The 22,680-nt window shown below is 44.1% G+C and carries 20 protein-coding genes; 1 reads left to right on the top strand and 19 read right to left on the bottom strand.

Annotation, left to right across the window (positions count from 1 at the left end; all coding sequences use genetic code 11):
- Window positions 1-59: 59 nt before the first annotated feature.
- The 17 genes from Q0E19_RS08430 to Q0E19_RS08350 form a co-directional block, all read right to left on the bottom strand.
- Complete coding sequence (locus Q0E19_RS08430) at window positions 60-4,559, bottom strand: PolC-type DNA polymerase III (protein WP_294408831.1); 4,500 nt, start codon at window positions 4,557-4,559, stop codon at window positions 60-62.
- 22 nt (window positions 4,560-4,581) lie between these two features.
- Window positions 4,582-5,619 carry a flavodoxin-dependent (E)-4-hydroxy-3-methylbut-2-enyl-diphosphate synthase gene (ispG, locus tag Q0E19_RS08425; protein ID WP_294408829.1) on the bottom strand — a complete coding sequence of 346 codons (1,038 nt, stop codon included), beginning with the start codon at window positions 5,617-5,619 and terminating at the stop codon, window positions 4,582-4,584.
- Window positions 5,620-5,661: 42 nt separating this feature from the next.
- A complete protein-coding gene (locus Q0E19_RS08420) occupies window positions 5,662-6,702 on the bottom strand; it encodes a site-2 protease family protein (protein WP_294408827.1) in 1,041 nt (346 codons plus the stop codon).
- Window positions 6,703-6,719: 17 nt separating this feature from the next.
- On the bottom strand, window positions 6,720-7,874 hold the full coding sequence (locus tag Q0E19_RS08415) for a 1-deoxy-D-xylulose-5-phosphate reductoisomerase (protein ID WP_294408825.1): 1,155 nt from the start codon (window positions 7,872-7,874) through the stop codon (window positions 6,720-6,722).
- A gap of 80 nt (window positions 7,875-7,954) precedes the next feature.
- A complete protein-coding gene (locus tag Q0E19_RS08410; RefSeq protein WP_294408823.1) occupies window positions 7,955-8,785 on the bottom strand; it encodes a phosphatidate cytidylyltransferase in 831 nt (276 codons plus the stop codon).
- A gap of 36 nt (window positions 8,786-8,821) precedes the next feature.
- The gene (locus Q0E19_RS08405) at window positions 8,822-9,559 is read right to left on the bottom strand and encodes an isoprenyl transferase (protein WP_294408822.1); all 738 of its coding nucleotides are present in this window, start codon (window positions 9,557-9,559) and stop codon (window positions 8,822-8,824) included.
- 14 nt (window positions 9,560-9,573) lie between these two features.
- Window positions 9,574-10,128, bottom strand: a complete 555-nt coding sequence (gene frr, locus Q0E19_RS08400) for a ribosome recycling factor (RefSeq protein WP_294408820.1) — start codon at window positions 10,126-10,128, stop codon at window positions 9,574-9,576.
- A 21-nt stretch (window positions 10,129-10,149) separates the two neighbouring features.
- The gene (pyrH, locus tag Q0E19_RS08395; RefSeq protein ID WP_294408819.1) at window positions 10,150-10,854 is read right to left on the bottom strand and encodes a UMP kinase; all 705 of its coding nucleotides are present in this window, start codon (window positions 10,852-10,854) and stop codon (window positions 10,150-10,152) included.
- Window positions 10,855-11,002: 148 nt separating this feature from the next.
- Window positions 11,003-11,398: a secondary thiamine-phosphate synthase enzyme YjbQ gene (locus tag Q0E19_RS08390; RefSeq protein WP_294408817.1), complete on the bottom strand. Its 396-nt coding sequence runs from the start codon at window positions 11,396-11,398 to the stop codon at window positions 11,003-11,005.
- Window positions 11,399-11,411: 13 nt separating this feature from the next.
- Window positions 11,412-12,416 (bottom strand): NAD(P)H-dependent glycerol-3-phosphate dehydrogenase, encoded by a 1,005-nt coding sequence (locus Q0E19_RS08385; protein ID WP_294408815.1) that lies wholly within the window; start codon window positions 12,414-12,416, stop codon window positions 11,412-11,414.
- Window positions 12,417-12,434: 18 nt separating this feature from the next.
- A complete protein-coding gene (plsY, locus tag Q0E19_RS08380; RefSeq protein ID WP_294408813.1) occupies window positions 12,435-13,097 on the bottom strand; it encodes a glycerol-3-phosphate 1-O-acyltransferase PlsY in 663 nt (220 codons plus the stop codon).
- A gap of 18 nt (window positions 13,098-13,115) precedes the next feature.
- A complete protein-coding gene (gene der / locus Q0E19_RS08375; RefSeq protein WP_294408811.1) occupies window positions 13,116-14,444 on the bottom strand; it encodes a ribosome biogenesis GTPase Der in 1,329 nt (442 codons plus the stop codon).
- A gap of 220 nt (window positions 14,445-14,664) precedes the next feature.
- Window positions 14,665-14,847, bottom strand: coding sequence for a 50S ribosomal protein L32 (gene rpmF, locus Q0E19_RS08370; protein ID WP_294408808.1), 183 nt, complete (start codon window positions 14,845-14,847; stop codon window positions 14,665-14,667).
- Window positions 14,848-14,901: 54 nt separating this feature from the next.
- Window positions 14,902-15,351 (bottom strand): DUF177 domain-containing protein, encoded by a 450-nt coding sequence (locus tag Q0E19_RS08365; RefSeq protein WP_294408806.1) that lies wholly within the window; start codon window positions 15,349-15,351, stop codon window positions 14,902-14,904.
- A gap of 79 nt (window positions 15,352-15,430) precedes the next feature.
- Complete coding sequence (locus Q0E19_RS08360; protein WP_294408804.1) at window positions 15,431-15,835, bottom strand: hypothetical protein; 405 nt, start codon at window positions 15,833-15,835, stop codon at window positions 15,431-15,433.
- 83 nt (window positions 15,836-15,918) lie between these two features.
- Window positions 15,919-17,250: a glucose-6-phosphate isomerase gene (locus tag Q0E19_RS08355; protein WP_294408803.1), complete on the bottom strand. Its 1,332-nt coding sequence runs from the start codon at window positions 17,248-17,250 to the stop codon at window positions 15,919-15,921.
- A gap of 116 nt (window positions 17,251-17,366) precedes the next feature.
- On the bottom strand, window positions 17,367-18,530 hold the full coding sequence (locus Q0E19_RS08350; protein WP_294408801.1) for a D-alanyl-D-alanine carboxypeptidase family protein: 1,164 nt from the start codon (window positions 18,528-18,530) through the stop codon (window positions 17,367-17,369).
- 246 nt (window positions 18,531-18,776) lie between these two features.
- Here Q0E19_RS08350 and Q0E19_RS08345 point away from each other — a divergent pair, with 246 nt between their 5' ends.
- Window positions 18,777-20,285 (top strand): glycoside hydrolase family 5 protein, encoded by a 1,509-nt coding sequence (locus Q0E19_RS08345; RefSeq protein ID WP_294408800.1) that lies wholly within the window; start codon window positions 18,777-18,779, stop codon window positions 20,283-20,285.
- A gap of 157 nt (window positions 20,286-20,442) precedes the next feature.
- Here the strand turns inward: Q0E19_RS08345 and glgA are convergent, their stop codons facing one another.
- Window positions 20,443-21,885, bottom strand: a complete 1,443-nt coding sequence (gene glgA, locus Q0E19_RS08340; RefSeq protein WP_294408799.1) for a glycogen synthase GlgA — start codon at window positions 21,883-21,885, stop codon at window positions 20,443-20,445.
- 209 nt (window positions 21,886-22,094) lie between these two features.
- On the bottom strand, window positions 22,095-22,679 hold the full coding sequence (locus tag Q0E19_RS08335; RefSeq protein WP_294408798.1) for a dipicolinate synthase subunit B: 585 nt from the start codon (window positions 22,677-22,679) through the stop codon (window positions 22,095-22,097).
- Between the last annotated feature and the right edge of the window lies 1 nt (window position 22,680).

Here is a 22,680-nt window from a genome sequence, read left to right as displayed (position 1 = left end):
TCAACCATTTTAGTGCAAAATACCCTATTCAAATGTAAAAATACTGTTAAGGCAAAGCCTTAGAAATTAAACAGCGATATCTGATTGGAAAGCGGCATATCGCCGAACGCGCCTGATTTTGTAAGCGCCTCGACTACCGTCTTTGAAATACCGCTCTGCTGCTGAAATTCTTCTATGGAGATAAAGTCGCCCTTCTGAGCTTTTTCATAGATATTCATTGCAGCGTTAGTACCGACTCCGTTCATGGAACAGAACGGCAGACGTATCTTTCCGTCCTCTATCTTATAGATAAAAGCGTGTGATCTATTTATGTCTATCGGCAGGAAATCATATCCTCTCGACAGCATTTCATTGGTGAGCATAAGCATATCCTTAACGCCCTCGTCCTTTGCCGTACGCTTGTCCTTAGGCTTGTTGTTTATCTCCTCTATCTTATTTCTCACCATATATACGCCCTTGACCGCCGTTTCAGCGTCAAAGTCCTCGCCACGAACTGTGAAATAGGTCGCATAGAACGCAAGGGGTTCATGCACCTTGAACCAGCAAAGTCTTATGGCAGCCGTAACGTAAGCCGCAGCGTGAGCTTTCGGGAACATATATTTTATTTTCAGACAGGAATCTATATACCACTCAGGCACGTTATGATCCCTCATAGTCTGCTTCATCTCTTCTGTCAGCAGCTTAGGCGCTTTACCCTTACGGGTGATCTCCATTATCTTGAATGACAGCTTAGGCTCTACGTCATGGTGAAGCAGATATGTCATAATACTGTCACGAGTACCGATAACGTTGGAGATATCACAAGTTCCGTTTGCAATAAGCTCCTGCGCATTGCCCAGCCATACGTCTGTACCGTGGGAAAGTCCCGATATCTGCAACAGGTCGGAGAAGTTCTTCGGCTGACAGTCGAGCAGCATCTGACGAACGAAAGGCGTACCCATTTCAGGGATACCAAGCGTTCCGGTCTTACACATTATATCCTCTTCCTTAACGCCAAGCGCTTCAGGAGAGGTGAACAGTGAATATACCAACGGATCTGACATGGGGCATTTGTTGATATCCAGTCCTGTCATATCTTCCAGATATTTATACATCGTCGGTACATCGTGTCCGAGTTCGTCAAGTTTAAGTATCGTATCATGGAGCGAATGGAAGTCAAAGTGCGTCGTTACCATATCCGAATCGAATTTTTCGGCAGGGTGCTGAACAGGGGTGAAGTCATACACCTCATAATCACTAGGGATAACTACCATTCCGCCTGGGTGCTGAGAGGTCGTCCTCTTGATATCAAGACAGCCGTTTATAAGCCGTTGTATCTCAGCCTTGTGAGCGGTCTTGTTTCGTTCTTCCATATATTTTACAACGTAGCCATATGCGGTCTTATCTGCGACCTTACCGATAGTACCCGCCTTGAAAACGTGGTCCTGACCGAAAAGCTCTTCTGTGTACTTATGAGCTTTTGACTGATAGTCGCCTGAGAAGTTAAGGTCGATATCAGGCGCTTTATCTCCGTCAAATCCGAGGAACGTTTCAAACGGTATGTCATGGCCGTCACGGTGCATCTCTTCACCGCATTCGGGACATTTTTTCGGCGGCAGGTCAAAGCCTGAACCGACTTCGCCTTTTTCAAAAAATTCCGAATGGTGACATTTCGGACATATATAGTGCGGCACAAGCGGGTTTACCTCCGAGATACCCGACATAGACGCAACGAAAGATGAACCTACCGAACCTCTCGAACCGACCTGATAGCCGTTTTCATTTGAGTTTGCCACAAGCTTCTGCGAGATCATGTACAGAACCGCAAAGCCGTGTTTTATAATAGAGTCAAGCTCTCTTTTCAGACGATTGTAAACAAGGTCAGGTATATGCCCCTTGAAATACTCATCGACCTTCACGTCCTCCCCTTCTGGGACTTCTATTGTCATAGGGTCGCAGTCGCCGTAGATAGAGCAAGCCTTTCTCCAGCAGATTATCTGCAGCTCATACACCGCACCCTCGATGAACGGGGTATATGTTCCGTTCGGAAATGCTTTCAGATCGGGGTCTATCATATCCGCAACCGCATTTGTATTGGTGATAACAACCTCTTTCGCCTTTTCCTCACCAAGATAGGAAAGCTCCTCCAACATCTGATTTGTAGTCTTTAAGTAAAGCGGCGCTTGATTATCGCAGTCGGAAAATCCCATTGAAGCCTGTATAATAGCACGGAACTTTGCGTCGCCCTTGTTAAGGAAATGCACGTCACCCGTAGCGCACACAGGTATCCCAAGCTCTTCGCCAAGGCGCACGATAAACCTGTTTATGTCCTTTACGTCCTCGATAGTATGTATCCTGTCATAAGGCGGCTTTTCTGAGGTCAGCATAAACATATTATTGCCGTCCGGCTGTATCTCAAGATAGTCATAGAAGCTTGCTATCTGCTTTATGTATTCATGAGATTTGCCCTCTAAGTATGCCTGAATGACCTCTCCTCTTTCACAGGCGCTTCCGAGGATAAGTCCCTCACGATATTTTATAAGCTCCGACTTAGGTATTCTCGGTCTGCGCTTATAATAAATAAGGTTAGAATCGGATATAAGCCTGTAAAGATTTTTCAGACCTATATTATTTCTTACCAGTATGATCTGGTGATAAACGTTCTTGTCATCACGAACGTGTTCGGTGCTTGCAAGCAGACCGTTGAGCATATCCACCGTTATAAGCAGCAGCGGATACTGCTCCATAAGCATTTTAGAAAGATTTATAAAAATATGCGCCAGCACTTCCGCATCATCACAGCCACGGTGATGATTGAAGTCGCCAAGACCGAAATGCTCTGCAACATAGTTGAGCTTATGCTTTTCCAGCTGCGGCAGCATTATCTGCGACATTGGTACTGTATCTATACTTGAAAATTTGAATTTTATATTATGCCTTTCAGCGGCAGCCGCAATAAATCCGGTATCGAAATTTGCATTATGGGCAACAAAGCATGGGTTTTCTCCGCAGAATGCAATGAACTTTTTCAGTGCAGTTTCCTCATCATCTGCGTCCTTTACCATTTCGTCCGTTATGCCAGTAAGATTTACATTGAACTCAGGTATCTCTCTTTCGGGATTGACAAACATATCGAACCTGTCAACGACTTCAAGGTCACGGATCTTAACTGCGCCGATCTCTATCATTCTGTCATTCTGAGGATTTGTTCCCGTAGTTTCAAGATCGAACACGATTATCTCGTCCGTCAGTTCTCTCTTGTCAACTCCCTTGAATATCCTCGCATCGTTGTTGACTTCATATGCCTCAACTCCGTAAAGGATCTTAAAATCTCCTCCGCTTTTTCTTATGTCAAGACACTTTCCGCCTGCTTCCGGATATCCCTGAACAACTCCGTGGTCTGTGATAGCCAAAGCCTTATGTCCCCAAGAATATGCTCTCTCTACCAGCTTGTCCGCCGATGTAAGAGCGTCCATCATCGACATATTTGTATGGCAGTGCAGCTCTACACGCTTCTCCTCGCTTGTATCCTTTTCAAGCTCTCTCTTGACGAGCATGATGTTGTCAGGGTTGATGTATGTTCCGTCAAACTGATCCGCCTCGACCATACCGCTGACAAGTATCGTCTTGCCCTTTTTCATATGCTCCAACATTGCTTCAAGGTGCGTTTTGGTCAGTCTTATATACTTACCTGTCTTAGCCGAACCTATCAGCTTGAGGGCATAAGATGACGTATAGTCGGTGAAATACATTATGGCGATAAGCGCACCGTTCTTTGTTTCCTTGGTTTCTATCTGGAAGATATCTCCCCAGACAGTAACATTTCCGCTAAAATTTTCAGCCGTCTCATTATCCACAGGCAGGCTTGCCATACTTACAACACGCTCCGACGAACTTATCGGTCCGCCTTTCAGCACCATAGCATTGTCGCACAGCAGCGACAGCCTTGTAAAATCAACGCTTGCCGTTCTGAATTCAACATTTGTGGTCTGTCCGTTTGAGTCTGTAACAGATGTGACCTGACGGCTTGGCTCAGACTGGGAGATATCAGGCAGAGGCATTGATCGGAGAAATTCCTCCTGCTGCTTTCTATGCTCCTCCATATCCGTCACAAGCACTCCGTCAAACTCAATTTCCGCCTTTACGGAAAAGAGTTCGTATACCACAGTTGAAAAAGCAGAGTATATCCCCGCTTTTTTCAGCAGTTCAAGTCCACCGTGTTTAAGCACAGCCTTGAAAACTCCGTCCGAATATGTAACGTCTGCATTATCAAGAAATCCGTTGACAAAAGGAAATCTGCTCTTTAAAAATTTGCATATATCCGCAAAATATCCGCCGCTGAGCTTATCGGGAGTGAATTTCGGCGTCAGCACGAAATTGTCTATGCTGAGTGCCTTTTTCATACGTCCCTGAAACAGTATTATGTTATCATAGCTAACAGTATCGTCAAAAGCCGCCACTACTTCCATTGAAAGATGATTTTCTCCGAAAAGCAGCTTAAGTATCCTGCCGTTTTCTATTTCAGTCGGAATATGCTCCTTATATTCATCAAAAAAAGTTCCGATCGTATATGTGTTCATTACTCAATCCTTCTGCCTAAGTTTACAGTTTATCAATTTCCTCCAGAAGTGCGTCAAGAGCCTCTTCCTCGCTCACTCTGCGGAGCTGTTTTCCCTTGCTGAAAAGAACTGCACAGCCGTTTCCGCCTGCAATGCCTATATCAGCCTCGCCTGCCTCTCCTATTCCGTTGACTACGCAGCCCATAACTGCGATCTTTATATCCTTGTCGATATCCCTTACAGCCTCTTCGACCTTTGATGCAAGACCTATAAGATCTATCCTCGTTCTTCCGCAAGTCGGGCAGGATATTACCTGCGGACCTCTGCCCTTGCCAAGTGCTTTCAGTATATCCTTAGCGGCATATATTTCCTTAACGGGGCTGTCTGTAAGGGAAACTCTGATAGTTTCGCCTATGCCGTCCGCCAACAGCGAACCTATTCCCGCTGCGGACTTGATTATGCCCATACGCTCTGTTCCGGCCTCAGTAACACCGAGATGGAGCGGATAGCTGCAAAGTCCCGCAAGCTTTCTGTATGCATTTATCATTGTGATAACGTTGGACGATTTAATAGAGATAACGATATCGTCAAAATCGCACTGTTCCAATATCTTAACATGGCGCATTGCGCTTTCCACAAGTGCGTCTGCGCAAGGACTTTTATACTTTTCAAGCAGATCCTTTTCAAGCGATCCGCCGTTCACACCTATTCTTATAGGGATATTTCTGCTCTGACATTCTTTCACAACAGCTTTTACTCTTTCGATATCACCTATATTTCCGGGATTTATCCTTATCTTGTCTATGCCTGCCTGCGCCGCAGCAATAGCAAGACGATAGTCGAAATGGATATCCGCAACAAGCGGTATAGATATCTTTTCCTTTATTGCAGGGATAAGCTTTACCGCAGCCATATCGGGTATAGCCGCTCTGACTATCTCGCAGCCTGCTTTTTCAAGTTCAACAGCCTGCTTTACAGAACCCTCTATATCGGTCGAGGGAACGTTCAGCATTGACTGGATATATATTTTCTGTCCGTCAAGGGTAAGTCCTCCTACCCTTACTGGTTTAACATTTCTCATATGTATGCCTGAGATATTGAAAAGTCAGGCTGTCCTCCATTTCTATATAAGCTTTAAAATATCGCTGACCGTAATGACTATCATAAGCGCAAACAGCGCAAGCAGTCCCACAGTATGCACAAGTCCCTCTTTTTCGGGCGGAACAGGTTTTCTTCTTATTCCCTCGATAATAAGGAACACTAGCCTTCCGCCGTCAAGTGCAGGCAGCGGCAGCAGATTGAAAATTCCAACATTGATCGTGATAAAGGCTGAAAGCGACATTATCGTATCTGAAAGTGCGCTCCAGTCCACTTTTCCTGTTTCCTCATCAGTTTCGCTGTCTATGACCGAACCGATAGAATCAACTATTCCCACAGGACCGCTCATATCTTTAAGTGAATATTTTCCCTTTATCATATCTGCAAGAGAAATGTAGATAAGCCTTGCGTCAGTTGCAGTCTGCTTGAAAGCCTGCGTAACGACAGAGCCTGCCGTTACCTTGCCCGGTGCTACCCAGAAATCGTAATGGATAACATCATCTTGCATTTCAAGCTGAACGTCTTTAAGCTCGACTTTCTGTCCGTCACGCTCGACCACCATATCATAAATACCGTCGCTGTCATTTGTGAACTGGTAGGACATATCCATAGATGTAAATATCCTCATGCCGTTTATGCGTATGATCTTATCACCGACTTCAAGACCAGTGCTGTGGCTCACAGCATTATCCTCAAACTTTGAAATAGTCGTAGTAACGATAGCGTCAGAGCAGGCAGTGTGGATAATAAGGATTATCAGACCTAAGATAAGGTTCATGCATACTCCTGCCACAACGATAATTATCCTTCTCCATACAGCCTTGTTGCAGAAAGCTCTGCCGTCCTCACTGCCGTTGTCCTCACCCTCCATAGCGCAGTAGCCGCCTATCGGGAGAAGTCTAAGGGCATAAAGGGTTTCGCCTTTCTGCTTTTTTAAGATCGCAGGACCCATTCCGATAGCGAACTCGTTCACCTTTACACCGTTAGCCTTTGCCGCAATAAAGTGACCAAGCTCATGAATGATGATAATAAGACCAAAAATTATGATCGCAATAATAATACTCATAAAATGCCTTTCTATGCTTACGATAATGCTGCCTCTATTTTCTTTTTCACATAGTTTCTCGCCTCTGCGTCTGCTGAAAGTATATCGTCAACGCAGGTTATATCTTTTCTTTCTGTATTCTCAGCGACCTCCGTAACCAGTTCGCCTATCCTTAAAAATCCTATTTTTCCTGCAAGGAAAGCTGCAACAGCCTCCTCATTCGCTCCGTTCACCGCCGCAGGGAGCGTTCCGCCTATGGTAACAGCCTTTATGCAGGCTGTAAGGCAGTCGAAAGTTTCATAATCGGGTTTCATAAAACTGAGTTTTCCATAGTCCGTTAGCGAAAGATGCTTTGTCGGGCATTCGACCCTTTCAGGGTAAAGCAGCGCATACTGGATAGGTATCTTCATATCCGGTACGCCAAGCTGTGCAATGACCGAATTATCCTCATACTCTACCGCCGAATGAACAACACTTTCCCTATGGACTACTATCTCTATCTGTTCAGGTTTCAGATCAAACAGCCACATAGCCTCGATAAATTCCAGTCCCTTGTTCATAAGCGTAGCGGAATCAATAGTTATTTTACTGCCCATGGACCAGTTCGGGTGTGCAAGCGCCTGCTCTACTGTAACATTTTTCAGCTCTTCCTTAGTTTTTCCGAAAAAAGGTCCGCCCGATGCGGTAAGGATAATGCTCCTTATCCTGTTCATCGAATTTCCCTGAAGAGCCTGAAAGATAGCTGAATGTTCGCTGTCCACAGGATATATCTTCACGCCCTTTTCCTTTGCGCTGTTTATAACCAGCTCGCCGCCTGCCACAAGAGTTTCCTTGTTTGCAAGAGCGATATCCGTTCCCTTTTCGATAGCCGTCAGCGTAGGTACAAGACCGACCATTCCCACAACGGAATTGAGCATAATATCAACTCCGTCCAGAGCGGCGATAGTCTTTAACCCCTCCATACCTGTAAGTATTGTTGCCTTTGAACCGTTAAGATATGCCGAAAGCTCCTGCTTTTTATTCTCATCAAAAATGCAGACATATTCAGCGCCGAACTTCTCCGCCTGCTGTGCGAGCAGCTTTGCATTTGAATGTGCGGCAAGGGCTTTTATTTTAATATTATGCTTTTCAGCCACCTGCAATGCCTGCGTTCCGATAGAACCTGTCGAACCTAAAACGGTGATAACCTTCATTATTTCAAACCTCTGTTTCAATCTCTATAACGCTTAAAAGGGGTAAGCCCAAAAGCCTGCCCCCAGTTTAGCATATGTAATTATTTAAGTATCAGACCTTGTGAGATCAAGTAATACATAAACGGAGCGACAAGAATAACGCTGTCAAATCTGTCCATTATTCCGCCGTGACCCGGCATTATGTTGCCGTAATCCTTTATGCCTGTCTGTCTTTTTATCATAGACGCTGTAAGGTCGCCCACAAGTCCGATAAGCGCACAAGCCATTCCTGCAAAGAACACCATTACATAGCGCACCGACGCCCCCTTAAGGATAACATCATACACAAAGCTTATGATGAGCAGGAAAATGCCGTTGCAGACAACTCCCCCGATAAGGCCTTCAAGAGTTTTGTTCGGGCTTATCTCAGGCCATGGGTGAGTTTTTCCGAACTTTCTTCCCACAAAGTATGCTCCGCTGTCTGCCAACCAAGCTCCTGCAAGGGTAAGAACTATGAGGAAAACTCCTCCGACCTCCATATTTGACATATTGATAAGCGTACCGAATGAATAGCTGAGCAGCACGGTAGCACCCATCATAAAGAAGAAATTATCGTACTTGAAATTTTTGTGATCGTACAGGTAAAGTATGCACATAGCCAGCACATAAAGTCCGAGATACAGCCTGTAACTTACAAAATACAGCAGACCATGCTTATAGAAAACAGGCATCAATGCATCAAGTCCTGCAAAAACATAGCAGGCGATCGCCTGATACTTGAACTTATCCATACCTGTCGCTCTGAATATCTCAAAAACTGCGACTACTGATATAAATCCTATAAAAAGATTAAAAATAAACGTGTTATGTAAAATCAAGGCGATGATCGCAATGACGATGGCAACTGCCGCTGATTTTATACGAGTTGACATATTTTTGACCATTCCCTTCCGGATCCCGAAAAAGTTTTAAACACCGCCGAAACGTCTGTTGCGCTCGCTGTATGCCTTGATAGCTTCGTCAAAATCCTCATTTTTAAAATCAGGCCATAGAATATTTGTGTAGTAAAATTCAGCATAAGCCGCCTGCCATATCATAAAATTAGACAGTCTTTGCTCGCCGCTTGGTCTGATAACAAGATCCAGCGGAGGTATCTCCTCCGTGTAAAGGTTCTTCTCGATAAGCTCCTGAGTTATCTCCTCAGGCTCTATCTGCCCCGCCTTTACCATTTTTGCGATCTGCTGAACGCTGTGACATATTTCGTCACGCCCGCCGTAATTTATGGCAAGGACAAGTGTCATCGCATTAAAATCCTTTGAGTCCTCTTCAACGGCAGCCATTTTTCTTCTGAGGGTTTCGCTCAGCGCAGATCTGTCGCCTATAAAGCGGATACGGATATTCTCCTCCACAAAGTCACGGACTTCGTCCAGATATTTCTCAAACAGCTCCATAATTGAGTCCACTTCGTCCTTCGGACGTTTCCAGTTCTCGGTAGAAAAAGCATAAAAGGTGATATACTTTACCCCGACCGCCTTTGCATGGCGGGTAATGGCACGGAAATTCTTTGCGCCCTCTCTGTGACCGAACTTTCTCGGAAGATTACGCTTTTTCGCCCATCTTCCGTTGCCGTCCATTATAACGCCGACATGAACGGGAACTTCCTGAGCTGTAACGGCTGCTGTATTTTTCTTAGCAATATTAGCCATATCAAGCACCCTTGTCAGATAGAGAGGATCTCTTTCTCTTTATCTGCAACGTGACCGTCAACTTCCTTAACGAACTTATCGGTCAGCTTCTGGATATCGTCCTCGCCGTCCTTCATTTCGTCCTCTGTGATCTCGTTATTCTTCTTGAGAGCCTTTATCTTTTCAATAGCGTCACGTCTGATAGAACGGATAGCTACCTTGCACTCTTCTCCGCCCTTCTTTACGTCCTTAACGATCTCCTTACGTCTTTCCTCAGTGAGCTGTGGGAAGATAAGTCTGATAGTCTGACCGTCGTTCTGCGGATTGATACCTATATCAGAAGCCTGTATAGCCTTTTCGATAGGCTTAAGAGTTGTCTTATCCCAAGGTGAGATAACAAGTATTCTTGCCTCAGCTACTGAGATAGCAGCCATCTGATTGATAGGAGTTGGTGCGCCGTAATAGTCCACCTTTACCTTATCGAGAACAGCAGGGTTAGCTCTGCCTGCTCTGATAGCAGCAAAGTCGGAAAGCATTACGGAAACAGACTTTTCCATTTTCTCTTTAGCTTTATTCTTTATTTCTTTCATAACTGATTATTCCTTTCAGATTTATTTTACAATGGTGCCGATCTTTTCACCCATGCAAGCATCATAGATGTTGTCAGGTCTTGCAAGATCGAATACGAGAATAGGGATATTATTGTCCTTGCAGAGCGCTGCAGCTGTTGAATCCATTACCTGAAGTCCCTTTTCAAGAACCTCGCCGAAGGTAAGCTCATCATACTTTACAGCGTCAGGATACTTGTGCGGATCTTTATCATAAACTCCGTCGACCATAGTAGCCTTAAAGAAAATGTCAGCCTCGATCTCGGCAGCTCTTAATGCAGCAGCGGTATCCGTTGAGAAGAAAGGATTTCCTGTTCCGCAGCCGAAGATACAAACTCTGCCCTTTTCAAAGTGACGCATAGCCTTGTTTCTGATATAAGGCTCTGCCACCTGCGGCATAGAGATAGCTGTCTGAACTCTTACTTCCAGTCCGCAGTTTTCAAGTCCGTCTGCAACTGCAAGAGCGTTCATGGCTGTTGCGAGCATACCGATATGGTCGGCTCTTGTTCTGTCCATTGCTCCGCTTGAACGGCCTCTCCAGAAGTTTCCGCCGCCGACTACGATACCTACTTCAACGCCTGCGTCAACGCATTTCTTTATGCTCTGACCGAAAGTAGTGATAACGTCATAGTCAAGACCCATCTTCTTGTCGCCTGCGAGAGCCTCGCCACTGAGCTTAAGCAGTATTCTCTTATATTTTGCACCCATTTTAATACACTCCTTAATCATTTTAAGAAAAACAATATATAATTACTCACATAAAAATTATACAATATTTTCTGATAAAAGTAAAGTGATTTTTATAATTTTCTTAAAAAGTGCGGATATTTTTTCACGTTATCCGCACCTGTCAAAATCAGCCTTTAATTATTTTTACAAAGAAATTTCTGTCACGAGGACCGTCAAATTCAGCAAAATATATCCCCTGCCAAGTACCCAGCATAAGCGAGCCGTCATGAACTATCACCGTTTCTGACGCTCCGACGCAGGTAGACTTCATATGAGCGTAGGAATTACCCTCGCAGTGCTGATATTCCGATCTGTCTGGGAATGATTTTCTGAGTCCGAACAGAAGATCTGTCTGAACATCGGGATCGCTGTTTTCGTTTATAGTTATGGCAGCGGTGGTGTGGGGGCAGAAAACTACTGCTATCCCCTCCGATATACCCGACTCATTAAGAGCCTGTCTGACATAGCTTGTTATATTATACAATCCCTCTTCGTCAGTTCTGAGATGAAATACCTTTAACATGACCGCACCTCCGTCAGCTGAGAAAATCGTTTTCCGTTTCGTTCTTTACAGGTCTGCCCATAAGATTTACTATTGTATTCTTTGCAGGCTCACCCTCAAAAAGAACTCTGTGAAGCTGCTCTGTGATAGGCATTTCTATGCCCATTTTCTTTGCGAGAGCATATGCGTTCTTTGTGCAGACGTATCCCTCAACTGTGCCGACTATCCTTACGGCTTCCTGCGGGTCTGTACCCTTGCCGATAAGTATTCCTGCACGTCTGTTTCTGCTGTGCATTGAACAGCAGGTAACGATAAGATCGCCTATTCCGCTCAGACCTCCGAAAGTATCTGAATCTGCGCCCATAGCCATACCGAGCCTTGCGATCTCACGGATACCTCTTGTCATAAGTGCAGCCTTTGTATTGTCGCCCAGTCCCAGACCGTCGCAAACGCCTGCGGCAAGGGCAATGACGTTTTTCAGAGAGCCGCCGATCTCACAGCCGATAACGTCGTCATTTACATAAACTCTGAATGTTTTATTTGAAAGAATACTCTGGATATAGTATGAAACTTCCCTGTCGTCAGACGCAGTACAAACAGTCGTAGGTATTCCCCTTGCAACTTCCTCAGCGTGTGACGGACCTGTCAGAACGGCAACGTGATTTTCAGGGAAACATTCCTTTGCCACTTCGCACATTGTTTTCAGCGAACCGCCCTCAAGACCTTTCGCTGTATTTACAACGATAGTTCTTTTCTCCATATAAGGTGCAGCCTGACAGCAGACCTCACGCAGGAACGGCGAAGGTATGCCGAGGATAACGATATCCTTATCCTTTACCGCAGAGATATCCGTTGTAAGCTTTATAGATCTATTGACCTGTACTCCGGGGAGCTTTGCTTTAAGCTCTCCTGTTCTTGTGATAGCGTCGATCTCGTCCTGAAATTTTGACCAGACCGTAACGCTGTGACCTGCGTTATCGCACATTATTGCAAGCGCAAGTCCGAATCCGCCCGAACCAAGAATGGTAATGTCAGCCATTGCAAATCCTCCTATGTACTATGAATTTTTCTTCTGACCGAATTTATTTTCAGTGCCGTTCAAAAGACGTTTTATGTTAGGTCGGTGCATATAGATTATCAGAGCGCCGATAAGCACCGCTGCCAATGTGTTCGGCAGCACTCCCTCATGGTTTGAATAGAGGAAGTTCTGATTTATAAACGTAAAAACAGGATATGCAACGGCGGCGCATATAGAACCCACCGATACATATTTAGTTGCCGCAAGCACGATAGCAAATACCGTTACCGAGAAAAGGCAGGTCAGCGGATCTATGGCAATAAGGGTGGTCGCTGCGATAAGCACGCCCTTTCCGCCGTGGAATTTGTAGAACACAGGGAAAATATGACCAAGCATTACAAAAAATCCTGCGATATATCCGATAAACTTATCATCGTTGAAAAATACGACATCAAAAGCATTTGTCACCACAAGGCGGCAAACCGTAACAGCTATAACGCCTTTTGCAAGGTCACAAAGCAGAGTCACCGCCGCAGGACCTTTTCCGAAAACACGCAGAACGTTGGTCAGACCGGCATTATTGCTGCCGTAATCTCTTATATCCTTCTTCTTCCACAGACGGCAGACGATTATAGCCGAATTTAAGCTGCCCAGAAGATATGAAAAAATTATCGTAAAGGCAAGACTGAAAACTATATCCAAGTTGATATCCTCCTGAAATTATTTTACGTCGGTCTTATCACGTTCTCTGATCTTGAACACAACAGGCGTTCCGTCAAGTCCGAAAGTTTCTCTGATCTGATTTTCGATATAACGCTGATAAGAGAAGTGGAACAGATCTGCTCTGTTCACAAAGAAAACAAATGTAGGCGGCTTTGTTGCAGCCTGAGTCATATAGTAGATCTTCAGACGTCTGCCCTTGTCGGACGGCGGCTGGACCCTTGAAGTTGCATAGGAAAGCACCTCATTAAGACGACCCGTAGGTATTCTTACAGAGTTCTGCTCGGCAACATAGTTGATAGTTTCAAAAAGCTTATCCATTCTAAGCCCTGTTTTTGCAGAAATGAACACGAACGGAACATAGCTCATAAAGCTGAAATCCTTTTCAAGATCCTTTCTGAACTCATTCATTGTTCCTGTATCTTTTTCGATAGCGTCCCACTTATTTACGGCAACAACGCAGGCTTTTCCCTTTTCGTGAGCATATCCTGCTACCTTTGAATCCTGCTCGGTAAAACCGACAGTTGCGTCGATAACTATAACTGCAACGTCAGCTCTGTCAACAGCCATATATGCTCTCAGGACGGAATATTTTTCAACAACCTCAAGCACCTTTGACTTACGTCTTATTCCGGCAGTATCAATAAAGGTAAATTTACCCTGTTCGTTTTCGATAGAAGTATCCGTAGCGTCACGGGTAGTGCCTGCGATATCGGAAACTATTACTCTCTCCTCGCCGCAGATGCGGTTTATGATAGAGGATTTTCCAACATTAGGCTTTCCGATAACAGCTACTTTGACAGTATCATCCTCACTGTCATCTGTTGCCTCCGGAAGATATTTTATTACCTCGTCCAGCATATCGCCTGTTCCGTGACCATGAACTGATGAAACAGGGAACGGCTCACCCAGACCGAGGTTATAGAACTCATAGAAATCCACAGGCAGCTCACCAACATTATCCACCTTATTAACGCAAAGCACCACAGGCTTGCCCGATTTCATAAGCATCTGAGCAACTTCCGTATCATTAGCTGTAACACCAGATCTAATATCTGTAACAAGTATAATAACGTCAGCGCTTGTAATAGCAAGCTCCGACTGTCTTCTCATTTGAGAAAGGATAATATCGGTAGAATCAGGCTCAATTCCGCCTGTATCCACCAGCATAAATTCATGACCGAGCCACTCGCACTTACCGTAAATACGGTCACGGGTAACGCCCGGAGTATCTTCAACGATAGACAATCTCTGTCCGATCAATTTATTAAAAAGCGTTGATTTACCAACATTCGGTCTTCCGACAACGGCAACAACAGGTAATGCCATAAAAAATCATCTCCTTATAAAACTGCTGTGTATTTACAAAGCGGCTGCACAATGCAGCGGTTATGTAAGTACGCAGCAAGGTCGGCTTTTTAGCAAAGCCTTTATTATTATACCACAATGCGACAGAAAAAGCAATACAAAACTAAAAAGCAGAGAAGGAAAATCCTCCTCTGCTCTAAGTAGCACCGCTATAAAAACAGTAAAGACTAGCAATCGGAAATTAAGCTTCCTTCTTGATTACTTCTACGCCCTTATAATATCCGCAATTCTTGCAAACTCTGTGAGGTGAAGTGAGTTCACCGCAGTTAGAGCACTTACACAGTGCAGGTGCGTCAAGCTTCCATACTGCAGAACGTCTTTTGTCACGTCTTGCCTTGGATACTTTTCTCTTTGGTACTGCCATTTTGGCACCTCCTCTTCGGTAATAGTAAACAAACCAATGTTTCGCTCTGTAAGATCAATCCTCAGAGCATTCACAGCTGCCCTCGTTCAAATCCTGTCCGCAGACAAAGCATAAACCCTTGCAATCATCCTTGCAAAGCGTCTTTGTCGGCAGCTGCAATAACAGGTCTGAAATAATCAGTTCGTCCAGATCGAGAACATTTTCCGCACACACCACATACTCGTCCGTACCTGTATTGGTACTTCTGACCAGTGTATGTTCAAAATCATAGGAAAACTCCCGACAGAACTCTTTAAGACATCTGTCGCAGACAAGGTTCATCGAGAAATCAGCAGAAGCGTATAAGGTCACGACCCCCGCCCTGTTTTCTATCTTACCTTTGACTGCTATTGGTGCTGCAAATGAATACGATGAATACTCCTCAAGCTCGGAAAGATCTATGGAATAATCTATATTCTTTACCTCGCCTACTATATCAAAGAGTTCTTTCAGCTGTATTTTCATATTACACCTCAAACATCACAAATTCCATTATAAACTGAAATCCGCAATTTGTCAATAGTTTTTTCTGATTTTTTTGCAATTACTTGATAAATGCCTTTACCTTTGCAGGAAGTTCTTCAGGATCAGCAGATACTGTGAACACTACGTTTACGTCCTTTGTAAGGACTGCGAGCTTCTCGAACATATTTCCGAGAGCGTCATAATCTCTGCCGCCGATCTTAAGGATACCATCAACGAAAACTTCCTGTATATCGAAGTTGCCAGCCAGCAGGCCTGCTACGAAACCATAGAAAGCGTCATAGCTTGTGATGCCGTAAGCTTCAGCGTCTGCAAGTCTTACATTGTGTGGAAGATCATATGTGAGCTGCATTCCTCTTTCGATGCAGACAACGTTTCCTGTTGCCTTTTCAGCAGCCTTCTTGATAGAGTCAACAAGGATCTTAGTTTTTCCTGTGCCTTTTTTTCCTGGAATTAAATTAATCATAAAAACTCTCCATTCCGCTTGTAAAGCATATATTTTAAGAGCGGTGCGGAACGCATAGCTGTCCGCAGCTCAAAATCCCTTTATTAGCCAAGCTTAGCTTCAAGCTCTGCCTTCTGGGATTCATAACCCGGCTTGCCGAGAAGAGCAAACATATTCTTCTTGTAGCTCTCAACGCCAGGCTGATTGAATGGGTTTACGCCGAGCATATAGCCTGAAATTGCGCAAGCCTTTTCAAAGAAGTAGATCATCTCGCCGAGGTTTTCTTCATCAAGCTTGTCCACGTCGATAACGATGTTAGGAACGCCGCCCTCTGTGTGAGCGAGGATAGTTCCCTCATAAGCCTTCTGATTTACAACAGACATATTCTGATCTGCGAGGAAGTTAAGACCATCTCTGTTCTCATCGTCCTTTTCAAGGAAGAAATCCTGCTTAGGAGCTTTGATGTTCATAACAGTTTCAAAAATGATCTTTGAACCGTCCTGAATGAACTGACCGAGTGAGTGGAGGTCTGTTGAGAATGTTGCTGCAGATGGGAAGATACCCTTTCCGTCCTTGCCCTCGCTCTCGCCGAACAGCTGCTTGAACCATTCGCCCATCATTGTAAATGAAGGATCATAAGAAACGAGCATCTCAACGCTTCTGCCCTTTCTGCTGAGGATATTTCTGATAGCAGCATACTTATAGCAGTCATTGCCGTCATCTTCAGCATACTTCTTCTGAGCAGCTGCAGCACCAGCCATAAGCTTGTCGATATCGCAGCCTGCAACAGCTATCGGGAGAAGTCCTACTGCTGTAAGAACAGAGAATCTTCCGCCTACGTCGTCAGGAACTACGAAAGTTTCGTAACCCATTTCATCTGAAAGCTCTTTAAGAGTTCCCTTAGCCTTATCGGTAGTAGCAAAAATTCTCTCCTTAGCCTCTTCCTTGCCGTACTTGTCTTCAAGCAGTTTCTTGAAAACTCTGAAAGCAAGAGCAGGCTCAGTAGTTGTACCTGATTTTGAGATAACGTTTACGCAAACGTCCTTGCCCTCACAGATAGAAAGAACATTGTTGAGGTAATCTGCGCTGATGTTGTTTCCAACGAAATAGATGTCAGGAGTATCCTTCTTGAGGTCATTATAGAAAGGTGATCTGAGTGCTTCGATAGCAGCTCTTGCACCAAGATATGAACCTCCGATACCGATAACGACCAGCACGTCAGCCTTAGCCTTTATCTTCTCAGCAGCAGCCTTGATCCTTGCAAATTCTTCCTTATCATAATCAGTCGGGAGATTTACCCAGCCAAGAAAATCATTTCCCAGACCACTTTTTGAAGCAAGGGTATTGTGAGCTGCAGTAACAGCAGGAGCCATAGCTTCATACTCATGATCGCTTATAAAATTCGACAGATAGTTAGTTCTGAGTTTGATAGACATTAAAGTCAGATCCTTTCCTTATTACTTAAAATTATTATACTATATTTTTTTTGACTTTGCAAGGGATTTCACCCCGACTTATCACTTTTGTAGATTTTCTACAATTACCAACTTACCTATATAAGCAAGTTATACAAAAGTTTAAGAAAACCGCACTTAATATTCATCTTTTTTACCTCGTTATTTGTCTTTAAATCGGCAGAAAAGACCTTTTCTTCACCATAAAAACAGGTAATAGAGCCTGCTTTCTGACCTTTTTTGACTGGTGCTTCCAACTGTTCAGATTTTTCAAATTTCACTTCTATTGAAGAACCTGCCCCTCTCGGTATTATAACAGGTTCAAGTTCAGAAAAACTGACATTTACAAAAGCCTCTTCACCGCCTGTCACGGGGATATCCTCCAACATTTCGTCAGTTACCTCCGGTGTGTATAACTGAAAGCTTTCAAAGCTCATATCCAGCAGCTTTTTTGCGGCAGATTCTCTGTCCTCAGAGGTACTGCACCCCAGTATGACAACGGCTATTTTCATATCACCTTTTTCCGCCGTCACAACGGAACATTCCCCTGCTGTCTTTGACGAACAGGCTTTCATACCGGTTATTCCGCTGTAAGTGCGGACAAGTCTGTTCTGGCTCACAAGTTCTGCTTTTCCGTCACGGACTGTCGTGAGCCATTCGGTGGTGTACGCTCTTATCTCCTCATGCTCAGAAAGTTCCGCCGCAAGTATGGACATATCATAAGCCGTTGAAACCGTTTCTTCGTCTGTGCCGCAGCTGTCGGTAAAATGTGTGCTGTTCATTCCAAGCTTTTTCGCACGTTTATTCATCAGTTCAGAAAAACTTTCCTCGCTGCCTGCGATATGTTCAGCAATAGCGGTTGACGCATCATTGGCATTTCCCACAGTTATCGCCTTTATAAGCTCCTCTAATCTGATCTTTTCGCCTTTGTCAAGCCATATCTGAGGATCGTCCTTTGAGTTTGCAGCGGCAGAAACCGTGACCTTATCATCTAAAGATATCTTTCCGCTTTCAAGCTTTTCCGCAGTTATTAGCAATGTCATAAGCTTTGTCAGATGTGATATCGGGTGTTTTTCCTGCGAGTTTTTCTCAAAAAGCACCTTTCCCGTTGTACACTCGGTCACTATTATCTCCTCGGCAGGAATATCAGAAAGCATTTTTTCTATGGATATCTCCTCTGCGCTTACATTTATTATAGTTATAAGGCTCATAACAGCGGCTAAAAATACTGCAGCAAGCCTTTTTGCAGCCATAATTTTCATAGCAAGTCCCTCCCCTTTCATTTATTATTATGCTTTTCAATTTGGGAATATTCCCTCATTTCTGCCTAGGAATGTTCAGATTTTAATATTACTTTCTGATATTCATATAAAATATGAACTTTAAGCTATTGATTTTTTGTGTAAAGTGTGCTATAATATAAACGTAAAATTTGAACATATCCGCAGTGTGCTGTAAAACGCTGTTTGTCTGCGGGTATCTCTGTAAAAATTAAAGGAGAAAAAGTTATGCGTAAAATCATGAAAAAGATCACAGCCTGCACTGCTGCGGCTGCACTTGCCTGCACTTGCGCTGTAAGCGTTTCAGCTGAAACAAGCGATACTTTTAAGGATCTCGATCAGGCTGAATTTACTGCCGCTATGGGTCTTGGCTGGAATCTCGGAAACCAGCTCGAAGCTGTAAGCAACGGCACACCAAAGGAAACTGCATGGGGAAACCCTGTTATCACAGAGGATCTCATCAAGGCTGTAAAGGCACAGGGCTTCAGCACTATCAGAGTTCCTGTTTCATACCTTTCAAAGATCGGCGACGGTCCTGACTACACAGTTGACGAGGCTTGGCTGGACAGAGTTCAGGAAGTAGTTGACTATTGTGTTGACAACGATATGTATGTTATCATCAATATGCATGGCGACGGCTACCACACTATCGACGGTGGCTGGCTCTTCTGCGACGCTTCCGATGAGGAGCAGACAGTTATCAAGGCTAAGTACGAGTCAGTATGGACTCAGATCGCTGAAAAGTTCAAGGACTATGACGAACATCTTGTTTTCGAGTCAATGAACGAGGAATTCAACAACGAATACGGCGATCCTGTTGCTGAGGCTTATGACAACATCAACGACTACAACCAGATCTTTGTAAACGCTGTAAGAGGCACAGGTTCAAACAATACAAAGAGATGGCTGCTTATCCCAGGCTGGAACACAAACATCGACTACACTGCAAAGGACTACGGTTTTGAGCTTCCTGAAGATTCACTTTGTGAGGCAGACGGAAACAGGATCGCAGTTTCAGTTCACTTCTATGATCCATACGGATTTGTACTCAATGAAAAGGGTACTGCAAGAACTCAGTGGGGCAAATACGGCGACACTTCAAAGAAGGACAACTGGGGACAGGAAGATCATGTAGATCAGCAGATGCAGCTCCTCAACGAGAAGTTCACAAGTCAGGGTTATCCTGTTATCATCGGCGAGCTCGGTGCTATCGACAAGACAACAAGTGATGTAAACAACAACGAGTTCAGAAGATACTGGGCAGAGTATGTTGTAAAGGCTGCAAAGGCTAACGGCTGCATTCCTGTTTACTGGGATAACGGCTGGAACGGCAACAACGGTCACGGTCTGTTCAACAGAAAGGACTGCACAGTTACTCAGCAGGGCATAATCGACGGTATGGTAAGAGCTATCAGCGCAACAGAAGATTATGAGATACCGGCTATAACTCTGAAAGAACCTGAGGATCCAAGCTCATCACAGCCTGATACATCTTCATCATCAGTAAGCTCATCTGAAAGCTCAGAATCAAGCAGCACTGCAGATTCATCAAGCTCAGCAGCTTCATCAACTGATACATCATCAACTGCATCTTCATCAAAGGCTTCATCAAGCAGCTCAAAGGCAGCTTCTTCAAGCACAACTTCAAACCCATCAACAGGCGCAGCTGCCGCAGCATTCGCTGTTATAGCTATCGCAGGTGCCGGTGTGGTCATCACAAAGAAAAAGAACAGCTGATACATAAGGCTTAAATAATTTCAGTTTAAAACAAAAGAGTATGCTGCGAAAACGGCATACTCTTTTTTATTCTGTTATTTGGTCATATCTTCACATATACTAAAAAGAGGTACTGTAAAAAATGCAGTACCTCTTTATTGCTTTATTCTGTTTTATATCAGCCTATGAGCCAATCATACATATCCTGATACTTGTGAGCGGAAGCCTGCCATGAGAAGTCCTTGCTCATTGCAGAATGGATTATGTTGTTCCATTCTTCTCTTCTGTCTGTATAGATATATTTTGCAAACATTACTGTGTTGTACATTTCGTGTGCGTTGTAATTTGCAAAGCTGAAACCTGTTCCTGTTCTGTCGAACTGGTTGAATGGCTGAACTGTATCACGCAGACCGCCTGTTTCTCTTACGATAGGCAGAGTGCCATATCTTAATGACATCAGCTGTGAGAGTCCGCAAGGCTCAAACAGCGACGGCATAAGGAAAGCGTCGCAGGAAGCATATATCTTATGTGACATTGCCTCGCTGTAATAAATATTAGCTGATACCTTGTTAGGATATTTCCATGCGAAGTGCTTGAACATATCCTCATACTTTGCCTCGCCTGTGCCGAGAACAACTATCTGCATATCCTGCTCGCACATTTTCTCCATCATATATGCGATAAGGTCAAAGCCTTTCTGATCTGTAAGACGGCTTACTATGCCTATCATAAACTTGTTGTCATTCTGCTCCAGACCAAGCTCCTGCTGCAATGCTCTCTTATTGAACACCTTTTCGGTAAGAACGTTTGAGATATTGTAATTTGAAACTATCATACTGTCTGTTTCAGGATTGTATTCATTGTAGTCTATACCGTTGACTATACCTCTGAGATCATTTTTTCTCGCTCTCATAAGACCGTCAAGACCTTCGCCATAGAATTCTGTCTTTATTTCCTCGGCATAAGAATCTGAAACTGTTGTGATAGCGTCAGCATAAACAAGTCCGCCTTTGAGCATATTTCCGTCTACGCCTGTTTTAAGCTTGTCATAGGTCATATAGTAGGAAGAAAGTCCCGAAATGCCCATAAATCTTTCTGCGTTGTCATTGCCCTGGAACTTGAGGTTATGTATGGTCATTACAGTCTTGATGCCTCTGAAAAACTCTCCGCCTGCAAAGCTGTCGTGGAGATAAACAGGGATAAGACCGGTCTGCCAGTCGTGGCAGTGGATAACGTCAGGTCTGAAATCTATCAGCGGCAGAGCAGAAAGCACAGCTCTGTCAAAGAACATAAACTTTTCAACGTCCCAGTGATGATCCGTATAAGGCTTGTCGCCTGTGAAATAATACTCGCTGTCGATGAAATAGAAAGTAACTCCGTCATATACAGTTTCAAGAACGCCGACATACTGGCTCTTGCCTGCAAAATCCATATAGAAATGGGTTTTATACTGCATCATATCCTTCCACTTCTGCGCCATGCAGGAATATTTCGGCAGTATAACTCTCACGTCATAATAGCGCTTGTCAAAGCACTTAGGGAGAGAACCGACAACGTCTGCAAGTCCGCCTGTTTTGATAAAAGGCACAACTTCTGATGATGCAAAAAGAACTTTTTTCATAATTAATTTTCCTTCCGTAATTATTAAAAGTATGAAATAAAATCTTCAAAATGTTCACACTAACATAAATATTATATCATTTTTACCCAGTTACGTCAACACTCCCAGCATAGAAACTTAGACGGATTTTTTGACAATATTGACTAAAATCAAAGGCAGCACCGCCTGCGCTGAGCATTAGGTACTGCCTTGCGTTATAAATTCCGAACTTACAGCTGTCTTATTATAGGCTGTATCTGTATGCCTTTCAGCGCCATTTCCACCGTTTCGGGTATAAGGCTGAAATCGGCAACTATCGAGTTCGGTTTTTTGAGAAAATTATCCTGTGCATAGGGCACAAAGAAATAGTGTCTGTAATTCTGGAGTATCCCTATGTTTTTTGCACAAGCCGCAAGTGCGTCATTTGTGGATACCGCTATGACAACAGGTCCTGCGTTGCGCAGATGGCTCTTGACCGCCATTGTCAGCCCTGTATCGGTAATGCCCAGAGCCAGCTTAGCCAGCGAGTTTGCCGTACAGGGAGCGACCACCATTACATCGCACATTTTTTTAGGACCGATAGGTTCTGCGTCCTCTATGGCTGTTATGACCTTTCTTTTTGCTATATCCTCAAAACGTCTGACATTTTCCTCCGCTGTGCCGAAGCGTGTTGAGATAGACGCTGCATTGAAAGACATTATCGGCAGCAGCTCTGCCCCTGCTTTCACAAGCTCTTCGGCGGCAGCAAACGATTTTTCAAATGTACAGAACGAACCGGATATGGCATATCCTATTCTTACACCCTCCAAAGACATT

Source organism: uncultured Ruminococcus sp. (assembly GCF_934476685.1).
GTDB lineage: Bacteria > Bacillota > Clostridia > Oscillospirales > Ruminococcaceae > Hominimerdicola.
The sequence above is the reverse complement of the archived record's forward strand: the minus strand, read 5'-3'. Positions and strand labels throughout refer to the sequence as shown.